Annotated in this window: 15 protein-coding genes; 5 read left to right on the plus strand and 10 right to left on the minus strand. The window is 58.8% G+C overall.

Annotated features, from left to right (window positions below; translation table 11 throughout):
* The first annotated feature begins 4 nt into the window (after nucleotides 1-4).
* Nucleotides 5-1,690 (plus strand): urocanate hydratase, encoded by a 1,686-nt coding sequence (gene hutU / locus AAGR08_RS12540; RefSeq protein ID WP_345827019.1) that lies wholly within the window; start codon nucleotides 5-7, stop codon nucleotides 1,688-1,690.
* A 274-nt stretch (nucleotides 1,691-1,964) separates the two neighbouring features.
* A complete protein-coding gene (locus tag AAGR08_RS12545) occupies nucleotides 1,965-3,122 on the plus strand; it encodes a M20 aminoacylase family protein (protein ID WP_345827020.1) in 1,158 nt (385 codons plus the stop codon).
* A gap of 165 nt (nucleotides 3,123-3,287) precedes the next feature.
* Here AAGR08_RS12545 and ybiB read toward each other — a convergent pair whose 3' ends face one another.
* The 3 genes from ybiB to AAGR08_RS12560 are packed head-to-tail and all read right to left on the minus strand — an operon-like array spanning nucleotide 3,288 to nucleotide 7,404.
* A complete protein-coding gene (ybiB, locus tag AAGR08_RS12550; protein ID WP_345827021.1) occupies nucleotides 3,288-4,256 on the minus strand; it encodes a DNA-binding protein YbiB in 969 nt (322 codons plus the stop codon).
* Nucleotides 4,257-4,308: 52 nt separating this feature from the next.
* Nucleotides 4,309-6,453, minus strand: a complete 2,145-nt coding sequence (gene dinG / locus AAGR08_RS12555) for an ATP-dependent DNA helicase DinG (RefSeq protein ID WP_345829912.1) — start codon at nucleotides 6,451-6,453, stop codon at nucleotides 4,309-4,311.
* A gap of 54 nt (nucleotides 6,454-6,507) precedes the next feature.
* The gene (locus AAGR08_RS12560) at nucleotides 6,508-7,404 is read right to left on the minus strand and encodes a LysR family transcriptional regulator (RefSeq protein WP_345827022.1); all 897 of its coding nucleotides are present in this window, start codon (nucleotides 7,402-7,404) and stop codon (nucleotides 6,508-6,510) included.
* Nucleotides 7,405-7,525: 121 nt separating this feature from the next.
* Here AAGR08_RS12560 and speB point away from each other — a divergent pair, with 121 nt between their 5' ends.
* On the plus strand, nucleotides 7,526-8,485 hold the full coding sequence (gene speB / locus AAGR08_RS12565) for an agmatinase (RefSeq protein ID WP_345827023.1): 960 nt from the start codon (nucleotides 7,526-7,528) through the stop codon (nucleotides 8,483-8,485).
* On the plus strand, nucleotides 8,485-9,570 hold the full coding sequence (locus AAGR08_RS12570; RefSeq protein WP_345827024.1) for an iron-containing alcohol dehydrogenase family protein: 1,086 nt from the start codon (nucleotides 8,485-8,487) through the stop codon (nucleotides 9,568-9,570). The genes speB and AAGR08_RS12570 overlap by 1 nt, the downstream gene beginning before the upstream one ends.
* A gap of 112 nt (nucleotides 9,571-9,682) precedes the next feature.
* Here the strand turns inward: AAGR08_RS12570 and AAGR08_RS12575 are convergent, their stop codons facing one another.
* Genes AAGR08_RS12575 through argH form a run of 7 tightly spaced genes read right to left on the minus strand, consistent with a single transcriptional unit; the run spans nucleotide 9,683 to nucleotide 16,695 of the window.
* Nucleotides 9,683-11,044: an MmgE/PrpD family protein gene (locus AAGR08_RS12575; protein ID WP_345827025.1), complete on the minus strand. Its 1,362-nt coding sequence runs from the start codon at nucleotides 11,042-11,044 to the stop codon at nucleotides 9,683-9,685.
* A complete protein-coding gene (locus AAGR08_RS12580; RefSeq protein ID WP_345827026.1) occupies nucleotides 11,028-11,915 on the minus strand; it encodes a polysaccharide deacetylase in 888 nt (295 codons plus the stop codon). The genes AAGR08_RS12575 and AAGR08_RS12580 overlap by 17 nt, the downstream gene beginning before the upstream one ends.
* Entirely contained in the window at nucleotides 11,908-12,753 is an 846-nt protein-coding gene (locus tag AAGR08_RS12585) for a polysaccharide deacetylase (protein WP_345827027.1), read from the minus strand. The genes AAGR08_RS12580 and AAGR08_RS12585 overlap by 8 nt, the downstream gene beginning before the upstream one ends.
* Before the next feature lie 12 nt (nucleotides 12,754-12,765).
* Entirely contained in the window at nucleotides 12,766-13,587 is an 822-nt protein-coding gene (locus AAGR08_RS12590) for an ABC transporter substrate-binding protein (protein ID WP_097094472.1), read from the minus strand.
* A 16-nt stretch (nucleotides 13,588-13,603) separates the two neighbouring features.
* Entirely contained in the window at nucleotides 13,604-14,368 is a 765-nt protein-coding gene (locus tag AAGR08_RS12595; RefSeq protein ID WP_097094473.1) for an amino acid ABC transporter ATP-binding protein, read from the minus strand.
* A 13-nt stretch (nucleotides 14,369-14,381) separates the two neighbouring features.
* Nucleotides 14,382-15,257 carry an amino acid ABC transporter permease gene (locus AAGR08_RS12600; protein WP_097094474.1) on the minus strand — a complete coding sequence of 292 codons (876 nt, stop codon included), beginning with the start codon at nucleotides 15,255-15,257 and terminating at the stop codon, nucleotides 14,382-14,384.
* 10 nt (nucleotides 15,258-15,267) lie between these two features.
* A complete protein-coding gene (gene argH, locus AAGR08_RS12605) occupies nucleotides 15,268-16,695 on the minus strand; it encodes an argininosuccinate lyase (RefSeq protein WP_345827028.1) in 1,428 nt (475 codons plus the stop codon).
* A gap of 157 nt (nucleotides 16,696-16,852) precedes the next feature.
* Between argH and AAGR08_RS12610 the strand changes: the two genes are divergently transcribed.
* A complete protein-coding gene (locus AAGR08_RS12610) occupies nucleotides 16,853-17,824 on the plus strand; it encodes a LysR family transcriptional regulator (protein WP_097094476.1) in 972 nt (323 codons plus the stop codon).
* The last annotated feature ends 38 nt before the right edge of the window (nucleotides 17,825-17,862 follow it).

The raw sequence follows: 17,862 nt of genomic DNA on the forward strand, positions 1-17,862 counted from the left end.
GATGATGAGCGAAACTTTGACTCAGGCTGTAGCCCGTGAAATCCGTGCACCGCGCGGTAATGAATTACACTGCGCCAACTGGTTGATTGAAGCGGCGTACCGCATGATCCAGAACAACCTCGATCCTGATGTGGCAGAGCGCCCGGAAGATCTGGTGGTGTACGGCGGCATCGGTAAAGCCGCGCGTAACTGGGAGTGCTTTGAACAAATTCTGCGTTCGCTGCGTGCATTACAGCCGGAAGAGACACTGCTGATCCAGTCTGGTAAACCGGTTGGCGTGTTCCGCACCCATGCCGATGCGCCGCGCGTGCTGCTGGCTAACTCCAACCTCGTGCCGCATTGGGCAACGTGGGATCACTTCCACGAGCTGGATAAAAAAGGCCTGATGATGTACGGCCAGATGACGGCCGGATCGTGGATCTACATCGGCGCGCAGGGCATCGTGCAGGGTACGTTTGAGACCTTTGCCGAAGCCGGTCGCCAGCATTACGCCAGCGATCTGCGCGGCCGCTGGATCCTCACCGCCGGTTTAGGCGGCATGGGGGGCGCCCAACCGCTGGCGGGCGTATTGGCCGGTGCCAGCGTGCTGGCGATTGAATGCCAGGAGTCACGCATCGATTTCCGTATTCGTACTCGCTACGTCGACCATAAAGCCTATACGCTGGACGACGCGCTGGAACTTATTGATCAGGCAAATAAAGAGAAACGTGCTATTTCTGTTGGCCTGCTAGGCAACGCGGCTGAAATCGTGCCAGAGCTGGTTAAGCGCGCCAAGGCGGGCGGCATGAAGCCGGATATTGTTACCGATCAGACCTCTGCGCACGATCCGATTAACGGCTATCTGCCGATCGGTTGGGATGTGGCACGCTGGGAATCTGAGCGCATCAGCAACCCGAAAGCGGTAGAAAAAGCCGCGCGCGCCGCCATGGCGGTGCATGTGCAGGCGATGCTGGATTTCCATCATATGGGCGTGCCAACCGTGGATTACGGCAATAACATCCGTCAGGTCGCGCTGGAAGAAGGCGTGCAGAATGCCTTCGATTTCCCGGGTTTTGTACCGGCCTATATACGTCCACTGTTCTGCGAAGGCAAAGGCCCGTTCCGCTGGGTAGCGCTGTCGGGCGATCCAGAAGATATCTACAAGACCGATGCCAAACTGAAGGAGCTGTTCCCGGACCATCAAAACCTGCATCGCTGGCTAGATATGGCGCAGGAGCGCATCGCCTTCCAGGGCTTACCGGCACGTATCTGCTGGCTCGGCCTTGGCGAACGTCATAAAGCGGCGCTGGCGTTCAATGAAATGGTGCGCAACGGCGAGCTGAAAGCGCCTATCGTGATTGGGCGCGATCACCTGGATTGTGGTTCCGTTGCATCACCTAACCGTGAAACCGAAGCGATGAAAGACGGGTCAGATGCGGTATCGGATTGGCCGCTGCTGAATGCCCTGCTGAACACCGCAGGCGGCGCAACCTGGGTGAGCCTGCATCATGGCGGCGGCGTCGGCATGGGCTTCTCGCAGCACTCCGGCGTAGTGATTGTATGTGACGGCACGAAAGAAGCCGATGCACGCTTGGGTCGCGTGCTGTGGAACGACCCGGCGACCGGCGTGATGCGTCACGCGGATGCGGGTTACGAGCAGGCGCAGGCCTGTGCGCAACAGCATGACTTAAACCTGCCGATGCAGAAGTAACGTCTAACCCACGTTCTCCAATCAGTCCCCTCTCCCGCCAGCGGGAGAGGGTTAGGGTGAGGGCCAGCACGCACTATCTGAACATTGCCCCATTCCCCTCATCCCAGCCTTCTCCCGCTCGCGAGAGAAGGGGCCGATCGAGCCAAACCTTTATTCCATTCCGCTATACCCTATAGCCAAATTCTTACGCTCCACGATAGACGCCGCCATGCGCTTGCCACTACAGTAAATACATTATTTTGCAGCCCTTGCTGCTGATGGAGAGCCTTATCTTATGAGCCTGCCTGCTGTCCTGCTGGAAAACGCCCTGCACTGGCGTCGTCAGTTACATCAACATCCTGAACTGGGTTACCAGGAGCAGCAAACCAGCGAGCTGGTCGCTAACGTCCTGGCTGATGCCGGATTACAGGTGTTTCGTGGCCTGGCGGGCACCGGCGTCATTGGCACGTTAGAAAACGGTCCCGGCCCAATAATTGGTCTGCGTGCTGATATGGATGCGCTGCCGATCACCGAAAAAGGCGATCCCCAGTGGAAGTCACAGCAAGCGGGGGTGATGCACGCCTGCGGTCACGATGGCCACACCGCTATCCTGCTGGCGGCGGCGTGTCATCTGGCGACAACGCGTAACTTTAGCGGCACCCTTCACTTTATCTTCCAGCCCGCCGAAGAGAATCTCGGCGGCGCGCGCAAGATGGTGGAAGAAGGTCTGCTTCAGCGCTTCCCAATGGATGCGGTTTACGCCATGCACAACTGGCCGGGTATGCCGGTGGGCACGCTGGCAGTGAATCCTGATGCGATGATGGCGTCACTCGACTCGTTTGAAATTACGCTGCACGGTAAAAGCTGCCATGCAGCGATGCCGGAAAGCGGTGCCGACCCAATGGTGGTGGCGGCGGAACTGATTCTGGCGCTGCAAACCATTCCGTCGCGTCGGCTGTCGCCGCTGGCATCGGCGGTAGTGAGCGTAACGCAGATCCACGGTGGCGAAGCGATTAACGTTATCCCCGAGCAGATTGTGTTGCGCGGCACGGTGCGATGTTTGCAGACCGACGTGCGCAATCGCGTGCGCGGTCTGATTGAGGATTTTGTGACGACATTGCCGCGCCCGTTTGGCGTCAGCGGCGAGATTCATTGGTATCCCGGCTATCCGGTTACTGCCAACCATGCCGAGCAGGCAGAGCAGGTGCGCGCAGTTGCCGTGGATATGCTCGGCGAGGCGCAGGTTAGCTGGCAGGTTAACCCTTCTATGGCATCAGAAGATTTTGCCTGCATGCTGGAAGCCTGCCCCGGCGCCTATTTCTGGCTGGGTGCCGATGGTGCGACGCCGTCCGCACCACTGCACAACGCTCATTACGATTTTAATGATGAGCTGCTGCCGATTGGTATTACCTTCTGGCAGCAGTTAGTGGAGCGCGTGCTGGCGAAAGCCTGATCGCGGTCGCCATAAATGGCGCCCCTACAACAATGATTACGCCTTTTGGGCGCCATGAATGGCGCCCCTACAGCAATGATTACGTCTTTTGGGCGCCATAAATGGCGCCCCTACGAAACCTGTAGGGTGCGCATTAATGCGCACCGGGCAGCGACATCCATTCGATTAAATCTCTGCCAATTGCAAACGCGCTTCCGCGTCCGCCAGGTTGGCCGATTCACCGGTCGCCACCAAACAGCATGCCAGCTGCAAACGCAGCGCCTGCGGCACGGCACGTTCACCGGCTAACACCTGCTTGATCCACGCGGCGGTATCCGGTGCGCTTTTGCTTTCCGGCAGCTCCACGCTCACTTCCGGCTGGCGCTCAACCCACACTTCCGCTTCGGCACCTGCGCCGCGAATGTGGTTAATCGCCGGACAGCGCTGCGGATTGGCATACACCTCACCTTCCGTGCCATTCAGCAAAATCGCCGGTGCATCAATGTCCTGGAAGAATTTACCGACGCGCGGCACATATTCCGGATGCGACACGCTGGCCAGCCGCAGCGCGGCGCGCTCAGCAAACGGGGTCGCCAGCTTCGCCAGCGTATGCGCGCTGTTGCGCACGCCCATACGCCAGCGTAGCGCCAGCTGTTTCGCCATCGGCGCACACAAATGATCGATGGTGATAAACGCCAGCTCGCCGTTATCCAGCTTTGCCTGCGCCTGTTCCGCTGTCGTGACGGGCGCGATATCCAGCGCCGCCAGCACCGCTTCGCTGGTGACGCGCGTCGGGTCGTCGCTCACGCCGTGCAGCAGCACCGGGAAGCCGAGTTTCACCAGCAGCAGCGCCAGCAGCGGCGTCAGATTGCCCTGACGACGCGCGCCATTGTAGCTGGGAATGACGATCGGCATTGGACGATTAGCGGGCGCCTGCAGCGGCATCATCTGCTGCTGCATGGCGTGATAAAAACCACGCATCTCCTCTTCACCTTCGCCTTTAATGCGCAGCGCAATCAGGATGCCACCCAGCTCCAGTTCCGGTACTTCACCCGCCAGCATCGCGCTGTATAGCGCCTGCGCCGTGTCGAAATCGATATCGCGCGCGTGATTTTTGCCACGCCCAATCTCTTTAATGATTTTGTTCAGTTCCATCAGGCATTCCCGCTTCCAGGGCGCGCCGCCGTGCGGCTGCCAACATTGATAATTAGGTTTTTTTACTGCGGCTTTTTTTTGCTTTTTCACCGCTGGCTTCCGGCATCGGCGGTTGCTCAATCGGGAACACCGGTAATGCGGCCAGCAGTCGACTGCCGTAAGCCTTGTTGAGCAGGCGGCGATCGTAAATCACGATTTCGCCAAAGCAGCTGTGGCTGCGAATCAAACGCCCGACCTGCTGAATCAAGGTAAACGAGGCGCTCGGCAAGCTCTGCACCTCAAATGGATAACGTTTCAGGCTCTTCAGCCATTCGCCTTCGGTCAAAATTACCGGACTGTCCACCGGCGGAAAAGCGATTTTGTGGATATGCACCTGCGATAGCAGATCGCCCTTCAAATCCAGCCCTTCCGCAAAAGATTGCAGCCCGACCAGAATGCTGGTTTTGCCCGCTTCCACACGTTCGCGATGCAGCGCCACCAGGCGCGAACGTGGCTGATCGCCCTGCACCAGCATCGACAAGCGCAAATCGGTAACGTGGCTAACAAACTGCTGCATCGCGCGTCCGCTGGCGAACAGCACCAGCACGCCTTTGTGTTTCTCTTCGGCAATCTGCTGACGGAAGAAACGCGCCATCTCGGCGATGTGTTCGGCTTCCTGCGCCATCAGCGGCTCAAACTGCATTTGTGGGATAACCAGCTTACCCTGATCGATATGGTTAAACGGTGAATCCAGCGCCACAAAGCGGTCGCCGGCTTTTTCGCTCAGCCCCGACATCTCTTGCAATCGATTAAAGCTGTTGAGCGAACGCAGCGTCGCCGAGGTCACCACCACGTGCGGGATTTTGCGCCACAGGATTTTTTCCAGCTGATCGCTAACGCGAATGCCCGCGCAGTGGAACAGCAGATGCGCCTGTCCTTCACGGATTTCGCGCGTGATCCACTTCGATACCGGCGCATTCGAGGCTTTCTCCATCGCCGCCAGTCGCCACAATTTGCTGATCGATTCGAACCAGCCGAAATGGCGATTGAGCTGAATGATGGCTTTATGCAGCCGCATGATGTCGGCTTTACCGGTTTGATCGCCGAGCTCGTTAAGCAAGCCTTCGCTTAAACCGCGCAGCGCATCGCTAAGCTTGAACAGCCGCGCGCACATCGTCAGCAATTCTTCGGGCAGCTCTCCCAGCACAAAGCGGAATTCGCCCGGCTGATTGTTGCCCGGCAGCAGAGGATTGAGGGCATCGCAAAGCATCTGCAACAGCTCGCGCATTTCGTCGCAGTGGCCTTTGAGGCGTTCCGGATTGGTGAGCGGCGGCGGCGATTTTGGCCGAAACTGCGCCATAATAGTTTCCACCAGCCGTACGAACAGGTCGAGCTGCAAACTGCTCCAGCCCGGCGTGATTTCTGCACTCATCTCCAGCGCATCGCGTGCCACTTCTGGCAGATGATGGCCTTCGTCCAGCACCAGCATCAGGTTTTTTGCCGGCGGCAGCACCGATTCATTCTCCATCGCCGCCATCACCAGCGCATGGTTCGCGACCACCACATCCGCCTGCTCAATTTCGCGACGTGCAACGAAAAACGGACATTCGCGATACCAGCGGCAGTGATGGCCGAGGCAGTTGGCTTTGTCGGTGGAGAGGCGTTTCCATAAGCTGTCTTCAATGTTCACATCGGTGTGATCGCGCAAGCCATCCCAGCGGTAACTACTGAGCTGTTTCTCTAATTTGGCGCAGAATTTCTGCTCCTCTTTCGAACCGGTCACCGCCTCTTCATCAAGATAGAGCAATAAATCGCCCTGTTGATCTTCGGTGGCCGCCAGCGCCGCAAGATTACGCGGGCACACATAGCGTCCGCGGCCAAAGGCGGCGGTGAAGGTGAGATCGGGAATGATTTTCTTCAACAGCGGCAGATCCTTGCTGAAGATTTGGTCCTGCAATGCCACATTGGCGGTGCTGATCACCAGGCGCTTTTCTTCGGCGCGACTCACCGCAATGCCGGGAATCAGGTAAGACAGCGTTTTACCCACGCCGGTTGGGGCTTCAATCGCCAGATGGCGCCCCTCGTCACCGGCCAGGCTTTTTGCCACTTCGGCAATCATCTGCCGCTGCGGCGCGCGCGGGATAAAGTCAGGAACCTGCTGCTGCAGCGCCTTATACCATTGCGCAATCTGGCTTTTTATCGCTGCTGTCAGGGCCATATTCATTACTGTTTGCTGAATTGGCCTGTATTTTTACACAGTATTGGCGCAGCGTCAGCTTTCGCTGCTATTTTTTCGCGCTGGATTCAGAATTTCACGCATCGCGCGGATCAGCATTTCGCGCGCACGTCCGCGGCGAAAAGCAAAGGAGAACGGCGCGCGGAAGTGGAAATGCTGCGGCAGCAGGCGGCATAACGCGCCTTGCTGTTCCCAGCCGCGCGCGTAGTGTTCGGGCAAATAGCCGATAAAACGACCGGAGAGAATTAAGGTCAGCTGCGCTTCGATGCTCTCTACCGACGCGTTGCTCTGGCGGAATCCGCGCTTGTTCAGCTCCTGCTGATTCCAGTAACGCCGCGTCACCATGCCGGTTTGCTGCACGGTACGCACATCTGGATGGCCCTCAGCCAGCGGATGTTCAGGGCTGCAATAGAGCCAATGCTGCTCTTCATACAGCGGAACGGTGACCAGATTGCTGGCGCGCAGCGGAAAGTGACCAATCGCCAGGTCGAGCCGATCTTCCAGCAACTGCTGCTGCAACTCATTGGGATCGCGCACGCTCAGATTAAAGAACACCGCCGGAAAGCGCTGGTTGAAGCGGGCAATCGCGGCGGGCAGATCCAGCGTGCCGTCGGTGACGGTCGCATCGACTACGCCAAGGGAAAAAGTGCCGCCCTGCGCGCTTTTCAACGTTTCTACCTGCTGCTGCCATCCCGCCAGCGTCGCCAGCATCTCCTGGCTGTAGCGATAAAACTGTTCGCCTTTGCTGGTGAGCGTAAAGCCGCCGCGTCCGCGCTGACACAGGATAAAACCAAGCTGGCTTTCCAGTTCGCTCATATAGGCGCTGATGGCCGGAGTGGTCATGTTCAGCGCCTGCTGCGCGCGCGAATAACCCTGATGTTCCACCACGCTGGCAAACACCTGCAGCAGTTTGAGATTGGGAAGCGTCTGCACCGATTATCCTTCAGAGATTGCTGGCTAAAGTTAAGTAATCTCTGAAGTGATTATCTGCTGTCAAGGATTTTTCCTGCGCAACGCCTGGGTAAAGATGGGCTTCACTTAGCCGCAGGAGCCCGTGATGACCGATTTCCCTCAGCCGCAAGGCGGCAATGAAATGCCCCGTTTCGCCGGACGCGGCACCATGATGCGTTTGCCCGCCGTAGAGTCCCCAGCCAATCTGGACGTCGCTTTTGTCGGTATCCCGCTGGACATCGGCACCTCGCAGCGCAGCGGCACGCGCTATGGTCCGCGCGCCATTCGCGCCGATTCGGTGATGATTCGCCCGTACAACATGGCCACCGGCGCAGCGCCGTTTGATTCGCTGCGCGTTGGCGATCTCGGTGATGTGCCGATTAACACTTACAGCCTGCTGAAATCGGTCGATATCATTGAAAACTATTATACCGAACTGAATAACTGGCCGATTATTCCCTTAACGCTCGGCGGCGATCACACGCTAACGCTGCCAATTCTACGCGCGCTGGCGAAGAAGCATGGCCCAATGGGATTGATTCATATTGATGCGCATACCGATACCAACGACGAGATGTTTGGCGAGAAGATCGCGCACGGCACCACTTTCCGCCGTGCGGTGGAGGAAGGGCTGCTTGACTGCCAACGCGTGGTGCAGATTGGCCAGCGTGCGCAGGGTTATGCCGCCGACGATTTCCAATGGGGCGTCGATCAAGGCTTCCATCTGGTGCCTGCCGAGCAGTGCTGGTATCGCTCGATGACGCCGCTGATGGCCGAGGTGCGCGCGCGCATCGGCGATGGCCCGGTGTATCTCTCCTACGACATTGACAGCTTCGATCCCGCCTGGGCGCCCGGTACCGGCACGCCCGAAGTGGGCGGTTTGACCTCAATGCAGGGGCTGGAGATCGTGCGCGGCTGCCGTGGGCTGAACCTGGTGGGCGGCGATCTGGTAGAAGTGTCGCCGCCGTATGACCTCAGCGGCATGACCTCACAGCTGGCGGCCAATATCCTTTATGAGATGCTGTGCGTGTTGCCCGGCGTCCGTTACACAGAGAACAAGTGATGACACAACAGAATCTGGTGTTTCCGGCGCGCGTGCTGCGCGGTGCGGGCGTGATCAATCAACTGGGCGCGATTTGCGCCGGACTCGGCCAGCGTGCGCTGCTGATTGGCGGCCATCAGGCATTGCAGGCGGTAGAAGCGCAGGTACGCGCGCAGCTGCTGACGGCCAACGTCACGCTGCTGGCACAGGAATGGTTTGGCGGCGAAACCTCGATCACGCACATCAATCGTCTGGCCGCCATCGCCAGCGAGTTGCACGCCGAGGTGCTGATTGGCGTTGGGGGCGGTAAGTCGCTGGATACGGTGAAAGCGGTCGGCGCGCAGCTCGGCTTGCCGGTGGTGACGCTGCCGACCATCGCCGCCACCTGTTCAGCGGTGACGCCGCTGAGTATTCGCTATGACGATAACGGCAATTTCTTCGATATCTTCCCGCTGCCGCAGGCACCGGCGGCAGTGATTATCGACAGCGAACTGCTGGCCAACGCGCCGCCGCGCTGGCTGGCGGCTGGCTTGGGCGATACGCTGGCGAAATGGTACGAGTTCCGCGCGGTCAGTGCACGTCATCCGGCGCGCGCAGGCAATGCGTTATCTTCTCTGGCGCACAGCCAAATCTGTTATGACGTGATTGCGGAACACGGCCCAGCGGCCTATGCCGCAGTACAGCGCAGTGAGAGCAGCGCGTCGCTGGATCAGGTGCTGGATGCGATTTTTACCTGGGCGGGATTGACCTCGCTGATGAGCAACGGCGCGCACGCGGCGGCTTCGCATGCGATTTATGAAGGCTTCACCTTCTGCGATAAAACGCGTGAATTTGGTCACGGTTTGCTGGTGGGCTTCGGCAACCTGTGCTTGCTGGCGCTGGAGCACCGCGCGGATGAAGAGGTGCTGGATGAGATGCGCCTGGCGCGCGACTGCGGCGTGCCGCTGACGCTGGGCGAGATTGCAGAACTGGATGAGCGTGAGCTTGCACTGATTGTGCGTGAATCGGTGCACGCGCCGGATATGGCGAATATGGCCGAAGCGGTGACAGAGGCGCGTTTGCTGGCGGCGATTGAGCGGGTTGAAAGGTTATCCTCCGCGGTTTGATGCCCTCACCCCGGCCCTCTCCCACTGGGAGAGGGAGACGCTGCCCTATGCATGTTTTGGCTCGGTCGGTTCCCTCTCCCGCTTGCGGGAGAGGGTTAGGGTGAGGGAAAAATCACCTCACAGCCAACAGCCCCACCACTTCGCGTACGTCGGCCACTTCATCCAATTCCAGACACACCGCTTCCAGCTGTTCGACCTGCGGCAGCGGCAGCACGCGCCCCGCCAGACTGCGGTACTTCGTCAACAGCGCCTCAAGGCTTAACGGATTGGTCGGCGCGCCCGATGGCACCGGTACATGCTGCTGCCACTGTGCGCCCTGCTGCGTTTCTAGCCGCACCCACGGCTCGTCGTCGCGGCTCTGCTGCTCATCAATCACCAGCTCAATCCGCGCCAGCAGCGCTTCCACATCCGGATGCAGGCGTTTAGCGTCGTCATAGCTCGCCAGCTCCGCCGAGCCATACAGCGCGCGCGCTGCCAGCGCATAGGGCAAGCTCATTTGCGCCGCTGCCAGACTGCGCAGCTCGCGTCCGCCGCACATCTCCAGCAGGAACGAATTCACCCCCACCACGATGCGCGCAATCTGCTCCACGCGCACATCATGCTGTTGCAGCAATATATTCAGCGCATCAATCGCCGCATGGGTGCCACGGCACGAAGCGTACGGCTTGATTGAGCAGCGCGCCAGCTTCCACACCTCGCCAAGATCCGCCGTCAGCGCCTGCGGCTGCTGCGTTTCTGGCGCTACGGTTTGCAGAAAACCGCCCCAGCGATCCTCGAATACCGCGGCAGGCCCGTTAATGCCGCGCTGCGCCAGCAATGCCGCCTGCACGCCGCCTTCTGCGGCACGCGCGGCATGCAGTTTTTTGGTGTGCGAACCGTCGTGGATAAAGCCCCATAAACCGCCGCTAAAGCTGGCGGCAATCCCCAACGCTGAAGCACTCTGTGCGCGATTTAACTGCAGCAGCGAACAGACCGCCGCTGCCGCACCAAACACGCCGCAGCTGGCGGTGGAATGCCAGCCCGCACCGTTATGAGCAGAATAGCCGCCGCAGGCTTCCAGCACCCGGCGGCCAACATCATAGCCAATTATCATCGCAACGATCAGCGCCTGCCCATCCACCGGCTGCGTCGCCAGCGGCAGTGCCGCCAGCAGCGCCGGGATCACCACCGCACCGGAGTGATCGCAACCGCCGGTATCATCCAGTTCATACATGTGCGCCGCCACGCCGTTCAGCCACGCCGCCTGACGCGCATTGACCTGCTGCGCGCAGCCCCAAACCTGCGCCTCTTCGCGTCCCCCTTCAGCATTGACCAGTGCCAGACACTCACGCCAAATCGGGCTATCGCAGCCCGCCAGTGAAGCGCCGAGCGTATCCAACAGATGGCGTTTCGCCTGCTCCACCAGCGGCGCAGGCAATTGCGCAAAACGGGTTTCGGCGATAAAGGCTGCCAGTTGATCAAGCGTGCTCGTCATATGCAACTCCAATGATGCGGCTGAACACCTCCGCCGGATGCGAGAAATCGTTCTCCGGCTGCGTCTGCCAGTGCGCCGCCACCTGCTCAGCGGTGGCGATCCACACGTTGTGCTGTTGCAGCGTGTCGAGCAGCGAACGCAGCAGGCCAATGCGTCCGGCGGTACCGATGATTTCCGGATGCAGCCGCAGCAAATAGCACAGACCAAAGCGGTGGAAGCCGTGAAAATCCTGCGTCATGTTCGCCAGCGTTTCACCGTAGGGCGCGATGCGCGATTGGCCTGGCGGGATCGCCGGGCTGAGATTAAAAGCAAAGTACGGCTCATCTTCCAGCGTGTAGTGCATCGGCAGCTCAACTAAGCGCGTGCCGGGATGGAAGTACGGCAAATCGTCGCCGCGCCAGCTCGATGACCAGCGGATGCCCCGCTCAACCAGCGCCTGCGCCAGCCCTGGTTTCCACTGTCCGGCGGGCGTGCGAAAACCGGTGATGGCGCGACCGGTGAGCTGCGCCAGCTTGTCACAACCGCGCGTCACGCTGGCGATCTGCTGCTCCAGCGTTAAAGCCGAGAAATCTTCATGCCCATCGCCGCTACAGGCGATTTCATGGCCATCCGCCACCATGCGCTGCACTAATTCCGGCTGCTCTTCGGCAACCATCGCCGGCATGCACCAGCTGGCTTTGAGTTGCTTTTCCGCCAGCAGCGCCAGCAGGCGATCGACGCCGCGCAGCGTGCCGTAACGCCACACCGACAGGGTTTTATCGCGCCCCGCCACCGCCGGTGCCTGGGTGAGAATGCCGTGGATATCGTTGAAATCGATGGTGAGGATCGCCGCCGACTGGAAGCCCAGCGGCCAGCGTGAAGGTTCAGTCATGCTGTTGCTCCTGCAGATACCACTGCGCCACTGCGTCGCAGCGCGCAAACCACACGTCATCGCGCGCCGTCATCTGTTCAAACAGCTGCTCCAGCAGCAAAAGTCGTCCCGGCTGGCCGGAGATTTTCGGGTGGAACAGCGTGGTGAGGCACAAGCCCTCATCCATCGCGCCATCAAACTCGCGCTGCCAGTTATCGCGCGTGTGCGCATAGCTGGCGATACGATCGCCGCCTTTGGGGAAATCGGGCTGGCGCGTATAAGCCAGCGAGGCGTAATCGTCCATCTCCCACTTGCCGGGAATCTCCACCAGCGGCGTATACCCCGCCACCGGAATGCTGTAGGGACGATCGTCACCGCGCATGCTGCTGGAGTAGATCACACCCGCGTCGCGCAGAATCTGCGGCGTTTCGGCATGCCAGTCGCCCGATGGCGTGCGAAAACCGCAGGCGGTGATGCCGAGATACTGTTTAAAAATCTCAGCGGACTTCGCCATTACTGCGCGTTGTTCATCCGGCGAGATCGACCAGAACGATTCGTGGCGATAGCCGTGATAGGCCACTTCGTGGCCCTGTTCGATAATCGCCTGACACTGCTGCGGCCACTGCTCCACCACCCACGCCGGAACGAAAAAGGTGGCGGGAATCTGGAAGGCGCGCAGCAGGTCGAGCAGACGCCCGAGCGCGCGGTACGGCCCGTAGGCTCCAAAGGTGAAATACTCTGGCGTTGACCACAGGCTGCCATTCAACATGGCATCGCCGGTGGGACCGTCGAGGTCAAACGCCAGCGCCATACAGCCGCGTTTTCCCTGCGGCCAGCGCACTGCGCCCGGTTGTTGCATCTGCTCGCTCCTTTAGCCCTGGTTGACCGTTGCCTTGGTCACGCCGTTATCGGCCAGGCCCCATTTGCCGAGGATTTTCTGGTAAGAGCCATCGGCGATCATGGCATCAATCGCTGCCTGAATTGCCGTGGTCAGTTCGCCCGCATCTTTGCCCACCGCCATGCCGGTGTACTGGAAGGAGAAGGCTTTATCGAGCGGCTTATATTTGCCCTTCTCCAGATCCATGATGTACGGCAGGGTTTCGCTGCCCTGCACCACGCCATCCAGACGGTTCTGACGCAGCTGGGTGCGCGCATCGGCGGTACCTTCGGCGCCGACCACGATGATGGCGGGCTTGCCAGCCGCCTCGCAGTGGGCTTTAGACCAGTTGGCAATTTCTAACGGGAAGGTGGTGCGACGGCTGGTGCCGACTTTCTTACCGCACAGATCCATCGCGCTATTGATATCGCTGCGCGCGGTTTGGGTATAGAACTGCGGGCCGGTTTTGAAGTAGTCGATAAAATTCACTACCTGCTGGCGCTCTTTGGTGTCGGTCATGCCGGACATCACCAGATCGACGCGCTTGGTTACTACCGCGTTCACCATCTGTTCAAAGGCGATCTCCTGCCAGTTGATCTTCACACCGAGTTTTTCACCAATCGCCTGGCCGAGATCGTAATCCACCCCGGTTAGCTGGTTGGTGGCCGGATCTTTGAAATCCATTGGCGGATAGTTCGGCATGATCGCTACCGTCAGCCCTTTCTCTTTGATGGCGGCAGGCACGGCGATATCTGCCCAGGCAGACGATTGCAGCAGCACGGCGGCACTGATGGCACTCAATAACAGCTTTTTCATATTCACCCCGGTCACGTTAAAGAAGAATCGCGTTAATAAAGTTTTTCATCCGTGGATTTTGCGGGTTCAGCAGAATGTCTTCCGGTGCGCCCTGCTCGATAATGCGTCCCTCATCCATAAACACCACCTGATTGGCCACCTCACGGGCAAAGCCCATTTCGTGGGTGACCACCAGCATGGTGGTGCCCTCTTTTGCCAGCTGACGCATCACCGCCAGCACTTCGCCCACCATCTCCGGATCCAGTGCCGAAGTGGGTTCGTCAAACAGCATTAGTTTGGGTTTCATCGCCAGCGCGCGGGCAATCGCCACGCGCTGCTGCTGGCCGCCGGAGAGCGACTGCGGATAGTCATGCGCTTTATGCGCCATGCCCACGCGCTCCAGCAGCGCCATCGCCTCTTCGCAGGCTTCACGCTTCGGGCGCAGCAGCACGCGACACGGCCCTTCGATGATGTTCTCCAGCGCGGTTTTGTGCGGGAAGAGATTGAAGCGCTGGAAAACCATGCCGGTTTGCAGGCGCTGACGCGCAATCTGCTTGTCGCTTAAGGCATGCAATTTGTTGCCAGCGATGCGATAGCCCGCCAGTTCGTTGTCGACCCAAATCCCGCCTTTATCGACCTTTTCCAGCTGATTGATACAGCGCAAAAAGGTGCTTTTGCCGGAACCGGACGGGCCGAGGATGCACATCACCTCGCCGTAGTTCACTTCGAGGCTGACATCCTTTAGGGCGTGGAACTGGTCGAAATATTTGTTCACCTTCACGGCGCGCACGATGTTTCTCATGTTTGGCTCCTGCTTACTGACGCTGACGATGGCCGCGTGAGAAGTAACGTTCCAGTCTGCTTTGCCCAAACGACAGCAGCGTGACCACTATCAGGTACCAGATGCCCGCCACGAACAGCAGCTCCATTACGCGCGCGTTGGCGAAGTAGATGGTTTGCGTGTTGTAGAGCAATTCGGAGTACTGAATCATGCTGGCGAGACTGGTGGTTTTGATCATGCTGATAAATTCGTTGCCGACCGGCGGCAGAATCACGCGCATCGCCTGTGGCAGAATGATGCGGTGCAGCGCCTGCAGACGCGGCATGCCGATGGCTTTCGCCGCTTCGTACTGTCCGGTATCCACTGACAACAATCCGGCACGCACCACTTCCGAGGTGTACGCCCCCTGATTGATGCTCAACCCAAGCAGCGCGGCGAGGAATGGCGTCATAAAGGTGACGGTTTGCACGCTGAACAGACCGGGAATGCTGATGGTGGGAAACACCAGCGCGAGGTTGAACCACAGCAGCAGCTGCAAAATCAGCGGCGTACCGCGGAAGATCCATGCATAGCCAACGGCGATGTAGTGCAGCACCGGATTCGGCGACATATACATGATGGCGGTGATCACGCCGAACAGCACGCCAAGCCCCATCGCCAGCACCGACATGATCAGCGTATTCACCACGCCGTTGAGAATCGCCTGCGCGGTGAAGAACTGCGCTACAAATGACCACTCAATATTGCCGTGGGCAAACGCATTCACCAGCAGCGCTAACAGGATCAGAATCACCGCCGACGCCGTTATGCGGCCGTAGTAGCGGCGTGGCACCACCTGATAGCGATCGAGATCGTAATGCGTCTGCTCGCGGCTGTTGTTTAAACTCGGCTCAATAGGCGTTGACGACATAAAAGCCTCCTCAGGCGCGCGGGCCAGCGTAATCTTCGGTCCAGCGCTGCTGGTCCTGCATCAGGGTTTGCAGACGCGCCAGTTGCTCACGCACCCGTGCCGGCGCGGTGCCGCCGTAACCGCTGCGCGCCGCCAGTGCGGCTTCCAGCGTCAGGGCGTGGCGCACCTCTGGCGTTAAGCGGGCGTCTACCGTCTGCAGCTGCGCATCGCTGAGATCCGACAGCCCGCAGTTTTCGCGCTCGCACAGCTGCACCAGCTGTCCGGTGATCTCATGCGCCTCGCGGAACGGCACGCCGTGCATCGCCAGCCAGTCGGCCACTTCCGTCGCCAGCGTAAAGCCATCTGGCGCCTGCTCGCGCATCACCTCGGTATTGAACGTTAGCGTTGCCATCATCCCGGCCATCGCCGGCAGCACCAGCAGCAGGGTATCTACCGCATCAATCACGTTGCGCTTGTCATCGCTGAGATCGCGGTTGTAGGAGAGCGGCATCGCTTTCATGGTGGTCAGCAGCGCCATCAGGTTGCCAACCAGGCGGCCAGAGCGACCACGCGTCAGCTCGGCGATATCCGGGTTTTTCTTTTGTGGCATGATTGAGCTGCCGGTGGCGTAGCTGTCGTGCAGCTCCACCCAGCGGAACTGGCGCGAGGCCCACATGCACACCTCTTCGCACAGGCGCGACAGGTTGATGCCGATCATGCTGGTGACAAACAGGAATTCAGCGGCGTAGTCGCGGCTGGCAACGGCATCAATCGAGTTTTCGCACGGCGCGAGGTAGGCAAGATCGGCGGCGGCTTGCGCCGGCTGACGCGCAATGGCGGAACCGGCCATGGCGGCGGCGCCGAGTGGACAGCGCGCGCTGCGGCGATCCCAATCCTGCATGCGTTCGATGTCGCGAGCAAAAGATTGCGCATGGGCCAGCAGCTGGTGACCAAACACAATCGGCTGCGCCTGCTGCAAATGGGTAAAACCGGGCGCGACGCTTTCGGTGTGCTGCGCCGCCTGCTCCACCAGCGCCTGCTGCAATGCCAGCAGTGCACTCACCACCTTGCGGCCGTTATCGCGCAGATAGAGACGCAGATCGTTGACGGTTTGATCGTTACGCGAACGTCCGGCGCGTAGCTTGCCGCCGAGCGACCCTAAGCGTTCGGTGAGCGCGCGTTCGATAAAGGTGTGCACATCTTCATCGGCGGCAATCGGATGCAGCTGACCGGCACGATAATCGGCATCCAATGCGTCAATCGCTGCCAGCATGGTGCTGAGTTCTTCTGCGCTCAGCAGATCGCCGCGCGCCAGCTCACGGGCATGCGCCCGGCAGCCCGCCAGATCGTAAGGTGCCAGCGCAAAATAATAATCCGGGCTACGAGACAGCGCGGTTAAACTCGCCGCCGGTGCCGCTTTAAAACGCGCGCCCCATAACAGTTCGGCATTATCAGACATGCTATTTCCCCTTACAGATAATCATCAGCAATATGAAAAAGATATGGATGCGCCACTAGCGATAATAAAAACTTATTTTATGAACAAACTAGTAAATACCGCGCATTTCAGGTTCACTGTACAATTACCGCAATTATTCCGGAGTTGAATAGCAAAAATGGAAAGTAAAGTTTCCCAGTCCGGAAACAATGCAAATAATCGTAGTGATAATGCGGTTCTGGCACTGAGTAATATCGATTTAAAATTGCTGCGCGTATTTAAATGCGTGGTGGAAGCCGGCGGATTAACCGCTGCCAGTCACGAATTGAATATTGGTCTGGCGGCCATCAGTAAACAGGTTTCCGATTTAGAGATACGTCTCGGCATGACGTTGTGCAGCCGCGGGCGCGAAGGTTTTGAGCTGACGCAATACGGCATTAACGTGTATCAAGCCACGCTAGAGCTGTTCGTGTCGCTGAATCTGTTTCGTGAGCGGCTGCACAATAGCCGCAACGAACTGCTGGGCGATATTGCCATTTGCGTCGTCGATAACACCATTTCCGATGCGCAATCCCCGGTCACCGCGGCGGTGCAACAGCTGCACCAGAAAGCGCCAAAGGTACAAATCCGCCTGCAAACCGCGCAATTAGATGATATTGAGCGCGGCATCAGCGAAGGTCGTTTTCATTGTGGCATTGCCCCGGTTTATGAAATGAAAAGCGACTTTGATTACTTCCCGCTTTATAAGGAATATTCAAAATTATATTGCTCCATGTCACATCCTTTATATTCAGGATCACATGATAAAAATATATCGCTGGAAACATTACGTGAGCAGAAGATTATTAATCATTTATATGTGACCCCGCGTGACGATCGTCGCATCATTCCTTTGCAGGAGAGCGGTGCGCAAGCGGTACAGGTCGAATCGGTGGCGATGCTGATTTTAACCGGCCATTTTATTGGTTATTTACCCGAGCATTATGCCGCCGCGTTTATTGCGCGCGGTCAATTATGCGAACTGGGCGATGAGTCGATTCGCCGCGAAAACCCGTTTTGTTTGATCATGAAAAAGGGCCGCAAAATAAATCCGATTATCCGTTTGTTTATGCAGGCGCTGGGGATTGCCGAGGCGGATGCGGCGCACTGAGTTGGTGCATTTTGGGATTGTGCGGCCTGATGCCCTCA

The organism is Pantoea sp. BRR-3P (assembly GCF_039621635.1).
In the GTDB taxonomy this organism is placed as follows: domain Bacteria; phylum Pseudomonadota; class Gammaproteobacteria; order Enterobacterales; family Enterobacteriaceae; genus Pantoea; species Pantoea floridensis.

Excerpts from the sequence above, each read along its gene's own strand:
- hutU (WP_345827019.1), top strand. The coding sequence starts at position 5 with ATGAGCGAAACTTTGACTCAGGCTGTAGCCCGTGAAATCCGTGCACCG.
- AAGR08_RS12545 (WP_345827020.1), top strand. The coding sequence starts at position 1,965 with ATGAGCCTGCCTGCTGTCCTGCTGGAAAACGCCCTGCACTGGCGTCGT.
- ybiB (WP_345827021.1), bottom strand. The coding sequence starts at position 4,256 with ATGGAACTGAACAAAATCATTAAAGAGATTGGGCGTGGCAAAAATCAC.
- dinG (WP_345829912.1), bottom strand. The coding sequence starts at position 6,453 with ATGGCCCTGACAGCAGCGATAAAAAGCCAGATTGCGCAATGGTATAAG.
- AAGR08_RS12570 (WP_345827024.1), top strand. The coding sequence starts at position 8,485 with ATGACACAACAGAATCTGGTGTTTCCGGCGCGCGTGCTGCGCGGTGCG.
- AAGR08_RS12575 (WP_345827025.1), bottom strand. The coding sequence starts at position 11,044 with ATGACGAGCACGCTTGATCAACTGGCAGCCTTTATCGCCGAAACCCGT.
- AAGR08_RS12580 (WP_345827026.1), bottom strand. The coding sequence starts at position 11,915 with ATGACTGAACCTTCACGCTGGCCGCTGGGCTTCCAGTCGGCGGCGATC.
- AAGR08_RS12585 (WP_345827027.1), bottom strand. The coding sequence starts at position 12,753 with ATGCAACAACCGGGCGCAGTGCGCTGGCCGCAGGGAAAACGCGGCTGT.
- AAGR08_RS12590 (WP_097094472.1), bottom strand. The coding sequence starts at position 13,587 with ATGAAAAAGCTGTTATTGAGTGCCATCAGTGCCGCCGTGCTGCTGCAA.
- AAGR08_RS12595 (WP_097094473.1), bottom strand. The coding sequence starts at position 14,368 with ATGAGAAACATCGTGCGCGCCGTGAAGGTGAACAAATATTTCGACCAG.
- AAGR08_RS12600 (WP_097094474.1), bottom strand. The coding sequence starts at position 15,257 with ATGTCGTCAACGCCTATTGAGCCGAGTTTAAACAACAGCCGCGAGCAG.
- argH (WP_345827028.1), bottom strand. The coding sequence starts at position 16,695 with ATGTCTGATAATGCCGAACTGTTATGGGGCGCGCGTTTTAAAGCGGCA.
- AAGR08_RS12610 (WP_097094476.1), top strand. The coding sequence starts at position 16,853 with ATGGAAAGTAAAGTTTCCCAGTCCGGAAACAATGCAAATAATCGTAGT.